This window comes from Planctomycetota bacterium (assembly GCA_016125255.1).
Classification (GTDB): Bacteria; Planctomycetota; Phycisphaerae; order Phycisphaerales; family Zrk34; genus RI-421.
On record WGMD01000001.1, the window covers coordinates 162,755 to 179,427 of the forward strand.

The 16,673-nt window shown below is 62.7% G+C and carries 14 protein-coding genes and 1 tRNA gene; 7 read left to right on the plus strand and 8 right to left on the minus strand.

The features are described from left to right. Positions 1-13 precede the first annotated feature (13 nt). Complete coding sequence (locus GC162_00735; protein ID MBI1367157.1) at positions 14-1,807, minus strand: hypothetical protein; 1,794 nt, start codon at positions 1,805-1,807, stop codon at positions 14-16. A 283-nt stretch (positions 1,808-2,090) separates the two neighbouring features. Then, positions 2,091-2,162: transfer RNA gene (locus tag GC162_00740), tRNA-Gly, on the minus strand. Between the two features lie 87 nt (positions 2,163-2,249). On the opposite strand from GC162_00740, the gene GC162_00745 reads away from it, so the two are divergent. Further along, positions 2,250-3,296, plus strand: a complete 1,047-nt coding sequence (locus GC162_00745) for a class I mannose-6-phosphate isomerase (GenBank protein ID MBI1367158.1) — start codon at positions 2,250-2,252, stop codon at positions 3,294-3,296. A gap of 48 nt (positions 3,297-3,344) precedes the next feature. On the opposite strand, the gene GC162_00750 is transcribed toward GC162_00745, so the two are convergent. Together GC162_00750 and GC162_00755 are read right to left on the minus strand one after the other, a co-directional pair. Continuing rightward, positions 3,345-4,547 carry a hypothetical protein gene (locus tag GC162_00750; GenBank protein ID MBI1367159.1) on the minus strand — a complete coding sequence of 401 codons (1,203 nt, stop codon included), beginning with the start codon at positions 4,545-4,547 and terminating at the stop codon, positions 3,345-3,347. Further along, positions 4,544-5,317 carry an ATP-binding cassette domain-containing protein gene (locus tag GC162_00755; GenBank protein MBI1367160.1) on the minus strand — a complete coding sequence of 258 codons (774 nt, stop codon included), beginning with the start codon at positions 5,315-5,317 and terminating at the stop codon, positions 4,544-4,546. Before GC162_00755 ends, GC162_00750 begins: the two co-directional genes overlap by 4 nt. 135 nt (positions 5,318-5,452) lie before the next feature. Here GC162_00755 and GC162_00760 point away from each other — a divergent pair, with 135 nt between their 5' ends. The 3 genes from GC162_00760 (at position 5,453) to GC162_00770 (ending at position 8,425) form a co-directional block, all read left to right on the plus strand. Then, entirely contained in the window at positions 5,453-6,592 is a 1,140-nt protein-coding gene (locus GC162_00760) for an aminopeptidase (GenBank protein MBI1367161.1), read from the plus strand. Between the two features lie 47 nt (positions 6,593-6,639). Then, positions 6,640-7,869, plus strand: a complete 1,230-nt coding sequence (locus GC162_00765) for a hypothetical protein (GenBank protein ID MBI1367162.1) — start codon at positions 6,640-6,642, stop codon at positions 7,867-7,869. Positions 7,870-7,972: 103 nt separating this feature from the next. Continuing rightward, the gene (locus GC162_00770; protein MBI1367163.1) at positions 7,973-8,425 is read left to right on the plus strand and encodes a hypothetical protein; all 453 of its coding nucleotides are present in this window, start codon (positions 7,973-7,975) and stop codon (positions 8,423-8,425) included. 47 nt (positions 8,426-8,472) lie between these two features. On the opposite strand, the gene GC162_00775 is transcribed toward GC162_00770, so the two are convergent. The 4 genes from GC162_00775 to GC162_00790 form a co-directional block, all read right to left on the minus strand. After that, complete coding sequence (locus tag GC162_00775) at positions 8,473-9,600, minus strand: geranylgeranyl reductase family protein (protein ID MBI1367164.1); 1,128 nt, start codon at positions 9,598-9,600, stop codon at positions 8,473-8,475. Between the two features lie 3 nt (positions 9,601-9,603). Beyond that, the gene (locus tag GC162_00780) at positions 9,604-10,857 is read right to left on the minus strand and encodes a methyltransferase domain-containing protein (GenBank protein MBI1367165.1); all 1,254 of its coding nucleotides are present in this window, start codon (positions 10,855-10,857) and stop codon (positions 9,604-9,606) included. Positions 10,858-10,967: 110 nt separating this feature from the next. Further along, a complete protein-coding gene (lon, locus tag GC162_00785) occupies positions 10,968-13,343 on the minus strand; it encodes an endopeptidase La (GenBank protein ID MBI1367166.1) in 2,376 nt (791 codons plus the stop codon). Between the two features lie 16 nt (positions 13,344-13,359). After that, a complete protein-coding gene (locus GC162_00790; protein ID MBI1367167.1) occupies positions 13,360-13,953 on the minus strand; it encodes an Hsp20 family protein in 594 nt (197 codons plus the stop codon). On the opposite strand from GC162_00790, the gene GC162_00795 reads away from it, so the two are divergent. From GC162_00795 to GC162_00805, 3 genes are all read left to right on the plus strand, one after another. Next, on the plus strand, positions 13,934-14,974 hold the full coding sequence (locus GC162_00795) for a deoxyhypusine synthase (GenBank protein MBI1367168.1): 1,041 nt from the start codon (positions 13,934-13,936) through the stop codon (positions 14,972-14,974). The genes GC162_00790 and GC162_00795 overlap by 20 nt on opposite strands. Before the next feature lie 66 nt (positions 14,975-15,040). Next, positions 15,041-15,793, plus strand: a complete 753-nt coding sequence (locus tag GC162_00800; protein ID MBI1367169.1) for an acetylglucosamine-6-sulfatase — start codon at positions 15,041-15,043, stop codon at positions 15,791-15,793. 4 nt (positions 15,794-15,797) lie between these two features. Continuing rightward, positions 15,798-16,667, plus strand: a complete 870-nt coding sequence (locus GC162_00805) for an acetylglucosamine-6-sulfatase (GenBank protein MBI1367170.1) — start codon at positions 15,798-15,800, stop codon at positions 16,665-16,667. The last annotated feature ends 6 nt before the right edge of the window (positions 16,668-16,673 follow it).

The window sequence follows — 16,673 nt, forward strand, 5'->3', positions numbered from 1 at the left end:
TACGCCAAACACATCAATCCAGCCGGTCCAGCATCTTCATGAAGTTGCGTTTGCGTTTGTGAGCGACGCGAACCTCGGCCAGATAGGCGGCGAACTGATCCTGCTGATCGAGTCGGATCATGAGTTGACCGATCGCGCGTATCAGGCGGGTTGCTTCGCGGTAGGCGTCGTTGCCCATCTGATTGACCAGGGGGTCGATCTGCTTTTGATAGATCGCCAGCGCATCGGCCGGATGGTCCTTCTCGCGATGTTTTGCCAGCGTCATCCACAGCGCATTTAAGCACCCGCCGACCTGCGCCTCCTGCCACGCGGACTCCGCGTCCTTCTCCCAGAGATAAATCTCCACGAGCAGCGAATGGTCCATCGGACGGTGATACGCCCACCGGTCTTGCGAGCGCGGACGGTGCTGGGCTTCGCCGATGCGCTGATGGACGAGTTCCAGCGCCTTTTGCCGCCGATTTGACCACTGCCTGGCCTGGTCGGCGTGCTTCTTGAGATGCATGTATGTGTGCAAGCTTGGCGAACGCTCAAACTGACCCCATATCAGCGCCATCGCTTCGTCGTGACGCCGCCGCCGGTGATATTCATCGGCGACGAAATCCTCCAGCCGCTCATCCGATCGCCCGATGGATTCTTTGAGCCCGCGCTCGGCCCACTTCAAAGCCGCATCCCGCTGACCGTCCTGTTGATACACCTTCGCAATCTGAAGGTATCGGTAGGCCGAAGACAGATCTTTGCTCATGACCGCCACGAGTTGCTCCACATCGCCCGATGCTCTTGCCAACGACTCCATGATGGAGGTCAGCCGATAACGGTTGTGGTCGTAACTGTGTCGATCCTGACCAGGCGCCAGCGGCGGCAACTTGTCCCACTCGGATTGGGACAGTCGGCGATATTCGGTCAGCCCCTTCTTGCCCAGCACATCGGCATACGTCTCGGCGGCGCCATAGAACGTGTCGTACGACGTTTGAATCTCCCAACGAAACAAGCGCCGGGCCAACTCCTTCGGATCGGGCTTGGCAGACAGACATGCAGCGTGATGAATCTCACACAACCGCTCCAGGACGCCGCCCATGTTGCCGCTGGAGTCGTCCATGCTATTCAGTGCATTCTCGCAGCGGGCGATTGCATGCTCGGTCAGTTCGATCACTTCCGAAGCGTGCCCCTCATCCAGCAGTTCCTGGATCGAATCGACGGCGGCGTCAATGCGGCGCACAAAGTCCCACGCCGCGCGATATTCCACAAACCCTCGACCCCCGATGTGCGTGGCGTCGGTGATCGCCTTGCGATAAGCGGAAATGTTCAGCCCGCTTTTCCCACCGCGGGCTGCGCGGAGAAACAGCTTCTGCCGCAATTCGTCGTCCCATGGAAGGCGTTCCATGATGATCTCGACGAGATGACTCTTGTCCTGCCGCGTCAAAAAGGCGCGAACATCATCCGGCGTGATGGATTTGTCCTGCGTCTTCGCCCTGCGGCGCGAGCGTTTCCGAGCCTTCGTCGAGCCGGTCGATTCCACATGTTCAGTCTCCCCGGCCAGAAACGCCAGCCCCGTCGCTACACAGTGTTTGCAGAACACGCCATCGTCACCCATCGGACAGGAACACTCGCCATCGATCTCGCCGTCTTCGATCCAGAGTTGAACTCGGTAATCATCCGTGCCGGCCACTCGGGCGTGTATCACGCCGTCATCGACCAGCAGAATCTCCACCCGTTCATCATCAAAATAGCCGACGCCGCGCTCCCATGAGCGGCCATCCGTGATCTGCCGCAGGTCTTTCTTCGTAAATTGTAACTCGGAACCGGCCATCGAGGGCGCAGTTTATTGACCCGACAAGCAGGCCGCAACGTGTGGACGGCCAGCTTCTGCATCGTCGGTGCCGGTGACCTTCTCGGTGCTCTCATTCACGCTCGGTGACCGTCTTGGTGCCGGAACTCAGTCCGGTGTAGGCCACGGCTGTCCGCCACAGGGCAAACATAACCACGACGAATCCGCTTGGCGTTTCGCCGCAACGTGCGTGTTGGGCGTTGGTTGGGGGAGTGTTGTCCACGCTTGGCCGCGGCTGTCCGCTGCTGGCCATCGGAAGGGAAAAAGCGGGTGATGGGATTTGAACCCACGACATTCACGTTGGCAACGTGACGCTCTACCACTGAGCTACACCCGCGTGGCTGAGGGGAGTATTTTACGCAGCCGGTCGCTCAAGGCAAGCGAGCGCGGCGGCTTGCCTCGGGGGGCCGGGCGGGTAAGGTAGATGATCGGCATGACGTTGTATCCGCTGAAGTTCGAACCGATTTATCTGCCCAAGGTCTGGGGCGGGCGGTCGTTGACGGCCCTGGGGCGGTCGCTGCCGGGGAGCGCGGCCGAGGGCATTGGTGAATCATGGGAAATCGCCGACCTGCCTGGGACGAGCACCAGCGGGGCCGGCGGCGGGGCCATGCGATCCCGCGTCGCCCACGGCCCCCTCGCCGGGCGATCGCTGCATGACCTCATCCAGCAATTCGGCCCCCGCCTGCTCGGGTCCGTCCGTCCGACCGACGACGGCGACTTCCCCCTGCTCGTCAAATATCTCGACGCCCGGCAGAATCTTTCCGTGCAGGTCCATCCCAGCGAGGCCTACGCGGCGTGTCACCCCGAGGCGCATCTGAAGTGCGAAGCGTGGTACATCCTCGACGCCAAGCCCGGCGCCGTCATCTACAAGGGCGTGCGCGACGGCGTCAGTGCCGACCAGTTCCGCCGCGCCATCGCCGACGGCTCCGTCGAGAAGCTGCTGATCCATGTGCCCGCGCGCATCGGCGATTGTCATTATCTGCCGACCGGAACGTGTCACGCCCTCGGCGCCGGCATCGTCGTCGCCGAAGTGCAGACGCCCAGCGACACGACCTTCCGCGTTTACGACTGGGGCCGCACCGGACGTGAACTGCACACCGAACCGGCGCTTCAGTGCATCACCTTCGGCCCGGCGCACACCGCGCGCTTCGAGCCCGATACGCTCATCCAGCGCGGCACGACGACGCTCGAAACCCTCGTCCGCTGCGAACATTTCCGCATCGAAAAAGCCCACATCCCCGCGCGCACCGATCACCCGCTCGTGATGAATCATCAGCCCGCAATCTGGATGATCCTCACCGGCTCCGGCCGCATCACGGGCGCCAGCGCCGCCGCCGAGTCCGTCCCCTTCGACCGCGGCCAGACGCTCCTCCTCCCCGCCGAAATGGACCACCCGCACGTCCACTTCACCGAGCCAACAACCTGGCTCATCGTGACCTTCCCCGAAGCGATGAGCGATGCAATCGCGTGAGGACGTCTTCTGCAAAGCCGCCGGGAAACGCCAGGCGCGCTTGACACACTACAACTCCACAAATTCGCTTCTTTCCAGTCCCTTGGGCACGATTCGAACTGCGCCTGTCAGTTGCCATCGCGCGAACGTTGGGCCGACGTTGATGATCAAAAGCAGCATAAAAGTCACCAGTAGCGGCAAGGTCCACGCGACAGGCCACTGCCGTATCGAGGCAATCGTCGCCAGCGCCAGTGTCGCTCCCCCGATCGCCATCGGCACCAGCACGGCGATGTCATATTTCGGTATGAGCCACCGACCGGTCAGAAGCCGTCCCATCAGACTGATCGGCGGGCGCAGCCGGCTGCAATATCCGAAGATTCGAATGAGCGGCGGGACACCGCTCAGAAACAGACAAAACAGCCATGGCTGCGGATCGAACCACGTCGGATTCCGCACCAGCGTCATCGCCGCATAGGTCCACAGCCCCACGAGCAGACTGATACACACGCCATCGAAATAGGAGATCACGGGCGATGGGTCGCGCAACGAGAGAAATTGAAGCGGCCAACCAAGGTAGTCGGCTCGCCGTGCAGAGATTTCAGTCACCTTGCGAAATTGACGGCCCAACTCGCGGAGTTCCTGCAAATCCCATGGGTAGTCCCACATCGTGCGGCGGATACCCATCCACGCGCCGACATGCACCAGCGCCATCGCCGCCAGCAACATGACGGACCGTTCCCAGAGCAGCGGGTAAAGCGTCAGCGACGCAAGCACCAGGTAACCCCAGACTTTGTGCCCTAGAATGAAGAATGAGATGGCCATCGTCGCCAAAAACGGAAATGTGAAAACGAGCATAATCCAAGCGGGCGGCAGTTCCGGATGGCACATCACAACGAGCGCTGTCAGTGCGGCGAGAAATATCGTGTCCGGCCATGCGAGCGTGACCGGCCCGGAAGGCAGCGGCGCGCCGAAGCGCCAAGGCGTGAGCGCAAGATATGCGTTGTAACTCGATTGAAATAGCGGATGCGGATTGACAGCACGATAAAGACCATAGATCGCGCAACACGCCAGAAGAAAGCATATTTGAGCTTTCCTGACGGCATCGAGCGAATCAAGGTCCATCGTGTCCGGCCTCGGAATGTCAACCGCGTGCTGAACGATCAGAGCAAAAACGCGCAGCCCCCAGGGAATGAGTATGTAGATGATCGCCGCCAGCACAATCCAGTTCGTGGGCGGAAGGACCAAGCGAAATGATGACAAGAGACGCTTCATGACATGGGCCTCCGAAAGTAGGCATCAATGTTCTGAAGCGTCTGCGGATGGATGAGCCGCTCCAGCACATTCGCCAGCGTTTCACCCGGCGACTGCCGCAGCCGGTCAATCGTGTCATATGCGAGCAGGTGTCCGTCGCGCAGCACCGCGACGCGGCTCGCCAGCGCTTCGGCGATCTCCGGGAGTTGGGTCGCCATGACGATGGTGACGTGACCATTCTGTGCAAGCTGTTGAAGTACGCGGCGGAGGGCGAGGATGCCTGATGGATCGAGCCCACCAGTGAACGGTTCGTCGAGCAGCAGAACCGGCGCTTCGGTGACGAGCGCCCCGGCGATGGCGAGCTTCTTCTTTTGCCCGTTGGAGTAGCTACGGATGGGCGCGTCGCCGTTACCGTCGAGGTGAAAGAGCTTGAGCAGGCGGTCGACGTGATCCATCAGCGCTTCGTCTTCGATCCCATAGAGCTTGCCGACGCTGACGAGAAACTCCCGGCCGGTGCGGTTAGCGGGAAGCCAGGGATGATCGGGCAGATAGACGACGCTGCGACGGATCGCCAGCTCGTCATCGACGCAGGCGCGGCGGACGCGACCGTCGATGACCACGCGCCCCTTCTGCGGCCAGAGGACGCCGGCCATGACGGCGAGCGTCGTGCTCTTGCCCATGCCGTTGGGTCCCATCAGCGCGACAAGTTCGCCGCGCTCGACGGTTAAACTCAGATCGCGCAGGACGGGGCGGACGCCATAGTGTTGCGTGATGTGTTCGAGCTTGATCATGTGAGGCCTCCGGGAATCGAATCATCATAATCGCAGACCCATTGGCGAATCCGGCAAGGGGCGGCGAAGCCGTGGCGAATCCGCCAGTATGGCGTTAGCATGAGGTTCTGAATTCCTTTATACGGAGTGCCATTCATGCGTGATGCGCGCGTAGACAAGCTTGCGGCGGTTTTGATCGAGTATTCCACGCGGGTCAAGGCCGGCGATGTGGTGCGGCTGACGGGTGATCCCGTGGCGATGCCGCTGCTGGAGGCGATCTACGAGCGGCTCATCAAGGCGGGGGCGCATGTGTTGCCGCGCATCAATCCGCATGTGTTCAGCGAATACTTCTATGAGCACGCCGGCGAGGCGCAGCTCAAGTATGTCTCGCCGCTGCATATCGAAGAGGTCAAGACGATCGATGTGAGCATCGGACTGTGGGCGGAGTCCAACACGAAAGCGATGACCAATGCGGACCCGCGCAAGCAAGGCATGGCGTCCAGCGCCCGCAAGGGGCTATGGTCTATCTTCATGGACCGCGCGGCCAAGGGCGAGCTGCGATGGGTCGGCACGCAGTATCCGACCGATGCCAGCGCGCAGGACGCCGAGATGAGTCTGCGCGAATATGAAGACTTCGTGTTCAAGGCGGGGCTTTTGCATCTGCCGGACCCGGTGGCGGCGTGGCGCGAAGTCGAGGAGCGGCAGCAGCGCGTCGTCGATTATCTGACCGGCAAGAAGCATCTGCACTTCACCGCCGCCAATGGGACGGACATTCACGTCGATGTCGAAGGCATGACGTGGATCAACTGCGCGGGCAAGGAGAACTTCCCGGACGGCGAAGTCTTCACCGGGCCGAATCTCAAGGCGGCGGACGGCGGGGTCAATGGTCGCGTCAAGTACAGCTTCCCGGCCGTGCACATGGGGCGCGAAGTGCACGATATCGAGTTCATCTTCGAGAAGGGCAAAGTCGTCGACGCCCGCGCGTCCAAGAACGAGAAGTTCCTCCACGAGATGCTCGATCAGGACGCCGGGGCGCGCTACCTGGGCGAAGTCGCGATCGGCACCAATTATCAGATCACGCGTTACACGAAGAACACGCTCTTCGACGAAAAAATCGGCGGAACGTTCCACATGGCCGTCGGAGCCGGCTACCCCGAATCGGGCAACACCAACGAGTCGGGCCTGCACTGGGACATGGTCGTCGACCTGCGCCAGGGCGGCGAAATCAAAGTCGACGGCGAAACGATCGGCCGTGACGGACGATTCGTCTTCGACGGCTGGCCGGGGAATGCGTGATCAACATCGAACGTCTCATCATCGCCCATCGGATATCATGATGAGCGATGGTCAACTTCGACCCACAGTTCATGTTCGCCTCCGCAATCAGCGATGAGGAGGAGACGATCGAGGCGGTTGACGAAGCGCTGAGCGCGGTTGTTGAAGCACTCGGCGGGGGCACGGCGGATATGGTCATCGTGTTCGCCACGCCGCATCATCGCAAGGCGATGCCCTATGTCGCTCAGCAGATCGCCAGGCGACTCAAGCCGCGCGTGACGCTGGGGGCGACGGCGGCGGGCGTCATCGGGTCGGGCTACGAACTGGAGACGCGATCGGGCTTGTCGATTCTCGCCGGGCGGCTGGGCGGGGCGAAGCTGCACGCCTTCTCGCATCAGAATTTCGATTGGCCGGATGTGAAATCGGACCCGCAGGCGTTGCGGGAGGCGCTCGTCGGCGTGGAGCATGACGAGTCGGAGCCGGTGCGGGCGCTGCTGCTGTTCGCCGATCCGTTCTCGACGCCGCTGGTGCGATTCATGCCGGCGGTCAACGGCGCGATGCCGGGCGTGCCGATGATCGGCGGGATCGCCAGCGGTGGCAACGCGGCGGGCGAGAACCGGCTGATCCTCAACGAGCAGGTGTTCACGGAAGGCGCCGTCGGCGTGGCGATCACCGGGCCGGTGCATGTCGACACGATCGTCAGTCAGGGCTGCCGCCCGATCGGCGAGCCGTGGATCATCACCAAGGCGCACAAGAATCTGATTCAGGAGATCGGTCGCCGGCCGACGCTTCAAGTGATCCAGTCCACCGCCGACACCGCCGACGATTCGGACCGCGACCTGTTGCGGCACGGCGTCTTCGTCGGCCGCGTCATCAACGAGTACAAGGACCGCTTCGGGCGCGGCGATTTTCTGATCCGCAACATCATCGGCGCCGACCGCGATGCGGGCTTCATCGCCGTCAGCGACTTCGTCCGCGTCGGACAGACGATTCAGTTCCATGTGCGCGACCGGCGCACGGCTGAGGAGGATCTGCGCCTGCTGCTTCAGACGCAGCTCTTGCACGGACCGGCGGCGGGCGTCCTGCTGTGCACATGCAACGGGCGCGGCTCGCATCTGTTTGATCAGCCGAACACCGAATCGAAAATCATCCGTGAGGCGATGGGCGAGGTGCCGATGGCCGGTTTCTTCGCCGCCGGCGAGATCGGGCCGATCGGACAGACGAATTTCCTGCATGGTTACACGGCCTCGATGGCCGTTTTCCGCCCGCTCGAAGCGGAGGATGCGCCGGCGGATTGATCAGCACTGCGAATCCGGGATTTTTTGCACCGTCGCCCGATGCGGCTGGTAAAATGAGACGTTGTGAATCACCTCTCTCATTGCATCCAAGGAGCAAGACGCCATGACGAAGAACGGTCATCGCTGGGTTGTCGCCGCCGATGCGAACGGAGCCCGACTGCTTGAGTATTCGTTGGTGCACGGCGGGCGGCGGCATATGGACGAGCGAAACGCCATCGAGAATCACGAAGAGCCACACCAGCACAATCGCCCCTCGCCGCTGGCGGGCAAGGACGGACATTCGTACGCTTCGCGCGGACACGAGACCGAAGAGATGATGCGGCGTTATGCGCGGACGTTGACGGATTGGCTGCGGCAGCAGGTGCATATGCATCACATCGAACAATTGACGCTCTTCGCCCCGCCGCGCCTGCTGGGCGTGCTCCGGCAGACCTGGACCAACGGCCTGTCCGGCCGCATCGAATCACACGAGGCGGACCTCAACCACATCGCCGTCGCCGAACTCGCCAACCATCCCGCGGTCTGCAAGCACGTCAAACCCGTGCCGCTTGCCTGATTCGATTTCAACCACCGCGACTCAAATGGTCGCGCGTTCGGACATGATCAAGCGGAAGCCACGAGCGCCGGTTGCTGCTGATGCAGGAACCAGCGTTCGATGACGATGCGCTTGTTGAACCAGCGCGTGCCCATGAGCGTCTGGGCGAGACTGCGCAGCGTGCTGGCAGGGAGCCAGGCCGAGGCGTCGCCGCGGCGCGGCTTGCCGAAGCGGGCGAGCATGCGATTGCTGTATTGATCGAGGGCTTCAGGCGCGTCGACGCCGAATTGTGCGACGCACTGTGCGGCGATGATGCCCGACTCGACGGCGGGACGGATGCCCTCGCCGCTCTGCGGATACGCCAGGCCGACGGCGTCGCCGATGAGCATGACGCCGGTGTCGACGAGCTTGGGCACGTGTCGCTCGTAGAGCTGATAGGCGTGCCCGTGAAATCGGCCGGGCATGTCGAAGCCGATGCGCCCGGTGTCGCGGAGGAATCGGACGAAAGCTTCCATGTGCGTCGGCATCGACTTGGCGTCCGCGCGGCCGAGGCCGATGTTCAGGTAATCGCCCTTGCGGAAGCACCAGCCGTATCCCGCCAGATCCTCGCAGAAATACAGCTCCGGCGTGCTCGCTTCGATCTCGCACGCCGCATGATGCTCCGCCGTCATCGGGAATTCGATTTCCTGCGCCGCGATGACCGTGCTCGCCGGATTCGATCGCGCGCCGAGTCTGCGCGCCACCGGGCAGCCGTGTCCGCCGGCCCCGATGAGCAGCTTCGCCCGCACTTCGCCGTTGACGGCCCATGTGTCGCCGTCGCGCTCGATGCTCGTCACCGACTCGCCCAAGTGCAGATTCGCTCCGCAACGCGTCAACAGATACGTGTCGAACTCGCAGCGGCGGATGCCGTAGCTGACGGGTTCGTCGTACGTGGTGTGCACGAGTTTGCCGCCGATGAGGCCGGTGCGGAAAGCGGTGATGGGCTCAAGCACGCGAGCGCCGCCCGAGGTGTAGTCCGCCAGGTCCATGTCCAGCGTGCGCATCACCTGCGGCGTAACCCACCCCGCGCAAACCTTGTCGCGCGGAAAAGTCTTCTTGTCCATCACGATGACACGCAGCCCCGCCTTCACCAGATGCCTCGCGCAGCTCGAACCCGCCGGCCCGCCGCCCACGATCAATACATCGCAATCGGTCATGGATCACTTCCCGCTCGGCTTGTATAGATGCTCGCGCGTCATCGGCACGTGATTGTCCCGCCCGCGGGCGAACACCACCTGAAATAGCTGCAAGTCGCCCACGGCGAAAGCCGCAATCGACCCGCATAGATACAGCCGCCACATCCGCACGAACGTCTCGTCATACATCCCCCGCACCGTCTCGACATGCTGTTCATACCGCTCGTGCCAGTGCCGCAGCGTCCGCGCGTAATGCAGCCGCAGATTCTCGACGTCCAGCACCGAAAAATCCCGCGGCTCGAAAATCGACATCATCTGCTTGAGCGACGGCGGACACGCCCCCGGAAATATCCGCTTGGTGATCCATGCATCCAGCGGGGCGGCGTAGTTGCGGCCGATCGTATGAATCAGCCCGCGACCGTTGGGCTTGAGGCACCCGTCAATCACCTCGCCGAGCTGGCGGTAGTTGTCGATGCCGACGTGTTCGAGCATGCCCACGGAGACGAAGGCGTCGCATCGACCCTCGATGTTCCGCCAGTCGTCTTCGACGAAGGTCACACGATCCGAAAGCCCGCGCTTCTCGGCTTTTTCGCGGGCGAAGCGCACCTGTTCGCGCGAGATGTTCAACGCCCGAACCTTCACGCCGTAGTGCTCGGCCATGTGCATCGCCAATCCGCCCCAACCGCACCCCGCTTCGATCACTTCGTCGCCCGGATGCAGTTGCAGCTTGCGGCAGACATGGTCCATCTTCGCGATCTGCGCCGCTTCGACCGACATGCCCGGGTGGGCGTAGTAGGCGCAGGTGTAAAGCATCCGCTCATCGAGCCAGAGCTTGTAGAAGTCGTTGCCGATGTCGTAGTGATGATGAATGTGGCGGCGCGAGCCGGCCAGACTGTTGCGCGAAAGCCAGTGGCGAATCGCCGCGATGCGCTTCTTGCCGAGCCGGCTCCAGTCCGTCGACCCGATCGCGCGCGAAATCGCGCAAAGCAACTCCGTCAGATCGCCGTCAACGTCGAGGCGCCCGTGCGAATAAAGCTCGCAGAACTGATACGTCGGATCGTACAGAAGCTTCAACATCGCCCCGCGATCGCGCAGCATGATCCGCGCGACCGGCGTCGTGTCCTCCGGCCCAATCGCCGCGCCGTTGGGCAGGACAATCGCGATCGGCGGATTGCCCGCCGCCTTGAGCAGCCGCCGGATCAACCATCGCTCCATGCGCCCCTTGACGGAACGATCAAGCGATCCCGATTCGACATTGTCGGCAACGAAATCTTTCATGTGCGTACATCCCCAGCACCAATTCCCGCGGAACCAGACCCACCTGACAACCAAAAATTATAAGGCGGGCCTGGCGGGAAGTGAATACGAATTTCCCTGATCCGCCTCCGTCATTTTCGCATTTTTCCGGGCAACAGGGCCGCCTCCAGCACGTCGTCGACGGTTTTGGCGAAAATGAATTTCAGTTTCTTTTTCGCTTCGTCCGTCACGTCCGGCAGGTCCTTGCGATTGCGCTCCGGCAGGATCACCGTTCGAATCCCCGCGCGCATCGCCGCCAGCGTCTTTTCCTTCACCCCTCCGATCGGCAGCACCAATCCGCGCAGCGTGATCTCCCCCGTCATCGCCACGTTCGCCCGGCAAGTCCGACCCGTCATCAGCGACGCCATCGCCGTGTACATCGCCACGCCCGCCGACGGTCCGTCCTTGGGCACCGCCCCCGCCGGCACATGCACATGCACATCGGTCTCCGTCATCGCCTTCGCATCGATGCCCAGCTTGTCCGCCCGGCTCTTGAGAAGACTCAATGCCGTGTGCGCCGATTCCTTCATCACGTCGCCAAGTTGACCCGTCAGTTGGAAGTGACCCTTGCCCGCAAAGCGCGTCGCTTCGATGAACAGCACATCGCCGCCCGTCGGCGTCCACGCCAGCCCCGTCACCACGCCCGGACTCGCCACACGCTGCGCGATCTCGCGCTCGAACATCGCCGGCCCAAGCAGTTCAGTCACGTCCTCAACGCCGACACTGAGGCGCCCCTTCGCCTTTCCCCCCGCCACTTTCGCCGCCACGCCTCGGCACACCGCGCCGATCTGACGCTCCAGCGTCCGCACCCCCGCTTCGCGCGTGTACGCATCGATGATCCGTCGCAGCGCCGGCAGCGCGATCGAGCATTGCGATTTCTTGAGTCCGTTCTCCTTCATCTGGCGCGGCACGAGGTACCGCCGGGCGATCTGAAGCTTTTCCTTGTCCGTGTAGCCGGGCACTTCGATGACTTCCATCCGATCGCGCAGCGCCGGCGGAACGGGGTCCATGTAGTTGGCCGTCGCGATGAAGATCACCTGCGAAAGATCGAACGGCAGATCGAGGTAGTGATCGGTGAACGTGTGATTCTGACGGGGGTCGAGGATTTCCAGTAGCGCACTCGCCGGGTCGCCGCGGAAGTCGGCGCCCAGCTTGTCGATCTCGTCGAGCATGAGCACGGGATTGCGCGTCCCAGCCCGGCGCATTTCCTGAATGATCCGACCCGGCATCGCGCCGATGTACGTCCGTCGGTGTCCGCGCATCTCCGCCTCATCGCGCACCCCGCCCAGACTCATCCGAACGAACTGACGCCCCAGCGCATGCGCAATCGACTCGCCCAGACTCGTCTTGCCCACGCCCGGCGGACCCACCAGGCAAAGAATCGGCCCCCGCCCCGTCGGATTGAGCTTCCGCACCGCCAGGTACTCAATCAGCCGGCGCTTCACCTTGTCCAGATCATAATGATCGCGGTCGAGAATCTTCCGCGCCCGGTCCAGGTCCAGTTGATCCTCGCTGAGCTTGCTCCACGGCAAGTCGGCGATCGTTTCCAGATACGTCACGAGCATCGAATGCTCCGGGTTCGCCGGGTGCATCGCTTCGAGCCGATGCAGATCGCGATCGACTTCCTTCATGACGATTTCGGGCGGCTTGGCCCTTTCGATTTTCTCGCGCAGTTCGGTGAGCTGCTGCGCCGAGCCGTCTTCGTCCTCGCCCAGTTCCTTGCGGATGGCTTTCATCTGTTCGCGCAGGTAGGCCTTGCGCTGGGTGTCGGTGATGGTGGAGGCGACATCCTGATGGATCTTCGCCTGTAGCCGCGCGATTTCGACCTGGCGCGAGAGCAGCACCTGCACCGCCCGCACGCGCTTGGCGACATCGAGTTCCTCCAACAGGTCCTGCTTCTGCTCAGTGTTGACATCGAGGTTCGCCGCCAGAAAGTCGGCGAGCTGCCCGGGCGTTTCGAGGTTCGCGATGACCATCGACACCTGCTCGGGCAGATCGGGCGAGAGGGCGATCAGTTCGTTGGCCGTGGTGCGCAGCGCCTTGAACGCCGCCTCCGCGCCCCGGCCCTGCGTCGTCACGTCGTCCAGCACCGACACCTTCGCCCGCAGGTACGGCGTCTTCTGCACCGGCGACACAAGCTTGATGCGACCCAAGGCATGCACCAATACCGTCGCCTGATCGTTGGGCGAGCGCACGAGCTTGAGCACCACCGCGGCGACGCCCACCGGATGAAGCTGCTCGAAATGCGGCTCTTCGGTCTGCGGATCGAGTTGGGCCGCCAGACCGATGATCTTGTTCTGCGGCAGCGACTCGTCGAGCATCTTCATCGACGACGCCCGACCGACCGCCAGCGGCGCCGCCGTCCCCGGAAACATCACCAGGTCGCGCAACGGCAGAATCGGCAGCTCGTCGGGAATCGGCGGGCGCACGGATTCGAGCGTCGCATTCGCAGCATCATTCTCAGTCATGGGACATCCAATTCACTTATCGCTTGCCGATCGGAAGCGTGATCCAGAGCAGCCCGTTGGTCTGCTCGGCGGTGACGTGCTCGGTGTTGACGTTGGCGGGCAGGACAAGGGATCGCTCGAAGGGGCCGTGATCGATTTCCATCGCCAGAATCTGTACGCCGCCCTGCGTGCAGGTGTGCGGCTGGGGAGCGATGCGCTCGCCGCGGATCATCAATCGCCCCGGCTCGACGTGAATCTGAATCTTCGCCTTGTCCACCCCGGCCAGATCCACGCAGACTTCAATGCAGTCGGGGAGCCGATACGCATTGATCGCCGGGACCCAAGTTTCGGAAGGCCCCAGCGGCGACCTGTGCCGCTGCATGAACCGGGCCATGTCGCGCTCCATGCGCCGGGCCCATTCACCGAAGTCGGGATTGTGAGCCGTGCGAATCACCGGCGTCGAACCGGCCGGCGGTGCGTCGATGTCGATGCGGACTGGCATGATCGCGTCCTCCATCAGGCGGATGATGTGGCACTCTGATTCTTGCGGCGGACCCACCGCTTGTCCACCCGCTTGCGGATTGCCCGCGTGTGTTCTACGCTCTGCGCCTATGAAGATCAGCCAATACATCGAGCATCATTACCGTCACTTCAACGCCGCGACGCTCATCGACGCCGCCAAGGCGTATCGCGCCCACCTGGACAACGGGGGCAAGTTCCTGGTGACGCTCGCCGGGGCGATGAGCACGGCCGAGCTGGGCCTGTCGCTGGCGGAGATGATCCGGCAGGACAAGGTGCACGCCATCTGCTGCACCGGCGCGAATCTTGAAGAGGACATCTTCAATCTCGTGGCCCATAATCATTATCACCGCATCCCCGACTGGCGCAATCTCACGCCGGAGTTCGAGAAGGAGCTCGAGCATCGCGGGCTCAACCGGGTGACCGATACGTGCATCCCGGAGGAGAAGGCGTTCCGCGCGATCGAGCATCAGATCCTCGCGCTGTGGCAGCGGGCGGATAAGAGCAATCAGCGCTTCTTCCCGCACGAGTTCATGTACCAGATGCTGCGCGAAGGATGGATCAAGGAGTCGTACCAGATCGACCCGAAGGATTCGTGGCTCATGGCGGCGTCGGAGAAGAATCTGCCGATCTTCGTGCCCGGCTGGGAGGACTCGACGCTGGGCAACATCTTCGTCTCGCACGTCATCACCGGCGACATCTCCGGCTGCCATGTCGTCAAGTCCGGCACGGAGTACATGAAGGAACTGGCGCAGTGGTATGTCAAGACCACGATGGGCAAGACCATCGCTGACCTTTCGCCCGAAGACGACAGCGACGTCGAGACGTGCACCGTCCGTCCGGAGGAGGCCAAGACCACGGTCGGCTTCTTCCAGATCGCCGGCGGCATCGCGGGCGATTTCCCCATCTGCGTCGTCCCGATGATTCATCAGGACCTGCGCTGCCCGTGCCCGTACTGGGGCTATTTCTGCCAGATTTCCGATTCGACGACGAGCTACGGTTCGTACTCGGGCGCGATTCCGACGGAGAAGATCACATGGGGCAAGCTCGATGTGGACACACCGCGTTTCGTCATCGAGTCGGACGCGACGATCGTCGCGCCGCTGATGTTCGCCTACGTGCTGGGCTGGTGATCGGCGGGCGCGGTCGGGCGGAAGCGCGCTATCATGTCGGGGCTGACCGCACCACGCCGCAGAGTCATGAAGATGAGGAACCATCCTTCGATGCGCCGCCTGTTGTTGATCGTGTCGTTGTGCGCGGCGGCGGCGCTCGCGGAGGAGATGCCCCGATCGGTGACGCCGGCGATTCAGACGGCGGAGTGGGCGGCGGCGTGGTGGAAACCGCGGCATGAGAAGAAGGTCGAGGAAGCGAAGGAGCGCGGCGACAAGATCAAGCTGCTGATGATCGGCGACTCGATCACGCACGGCTGGGAGAACGGCGGCAAGCACCTCTGGGAAAGCTACTACGCCGACCGCGGGGCGTTCAACCTCGGGTTCGGCGGCGACTGCACGGAGCAAGTCCTTTGGCGGCTCCAGCACGGGGAAGTCGACGGACTTCACCCGGATCTGGCGGTGCTGCTGATCGGCACGAACAACACGGGCATCCACGATGATCCGGCGAAGGACACGGCGATGGGCGTCGAGGCGATCATCAAGGAGCTGCGCACACGACTGCCGCAGATGAAGATTCTGCTCTTGGCGATCTTCCCGCGCGGGGCGACGAGCGACGACCCCAAGCGCCGCGTCAACGAGCAGGTCAATGCGCTGATCGAAAAGTATGCGGATCATCGGAGCGTGTATTTTCTGAACATCAACAAGTCGTTTCTGCACGACGACGGCACGCTGACGGAACGGATCATGCCGGACCTGCTGCATCCATCGCCGGAGGGTTACGCCATCTGGGCCGGGGCGATGGAGCCGACGATCAAACGGCTTCTGGGCGAGTTGAACTGACCACATGCCGACAGTGCGAGTATGCGGATCGCCTCCGGATCGCCCCCGGATATCGCCGGGCGCGCGCCGGATTGTGCTATCATGTTCGCACCGGGCTCCCGCCACCCCTTTCCATGAGGTCACCATGATGTTGCCAACTTCGATGCGTCAATGGATGTTCCTGATGCTCGTGCTGTGCGCGACGCTGGTCCGCGCGGACGAGAAGCCCAAGGCGCTGACGCCGGAGGTGCAGACGGCCGAGTGGGCGGTCAAGTGGTGGATGCCGCGCCATGAGCAGAAGCTGGCGGAGATCAAGCAGCGCGGCGACGAGATCAAGCTGCTGATGATCGGCGACTCGATCACGCACGGATGGGAGAACAGCGGCAAGAAAGTCTGGGACGAATACTACGCCAAACGCGGCGCGATCAACCTCGGATTCTCCGGCGACCGGACGGAACAGGTGCTCTGGCGACTCGAGCACGGCGAGATCGACGGCGTGCATCCGAAGCTGGCGGTCATCATGATCGGCACGAACAACACCGGCCATCGTCAGGACCCGCCCGCCGAGACGGCCGCGGGCATCAAGGCGATCGTCGACGATCTGCGTCAGAAGCTGCCGAACATGAAGATTCTTCTGCTGGCGGTGTTTCCGCGCGGCGCGACGCCGGATGACAAGCTTCGCAAGATCAACGCGGGCGTCAACGAAATCATCGCGGGTTTTGCGGATAACGAGCATGTTTACTACATGGACATCAACCATGTGTTTGTGACCGACGACGGGACGCTGACGAAGGAGATGATGCCCGACCTGCTGCATCCGAGGGAAAAGGGCTACAAGCTGTGGGCGGAGGCGATCGAGCCGACGGTCAGGAAGCTCATGGGCGACGGCAAGTAAACGGGA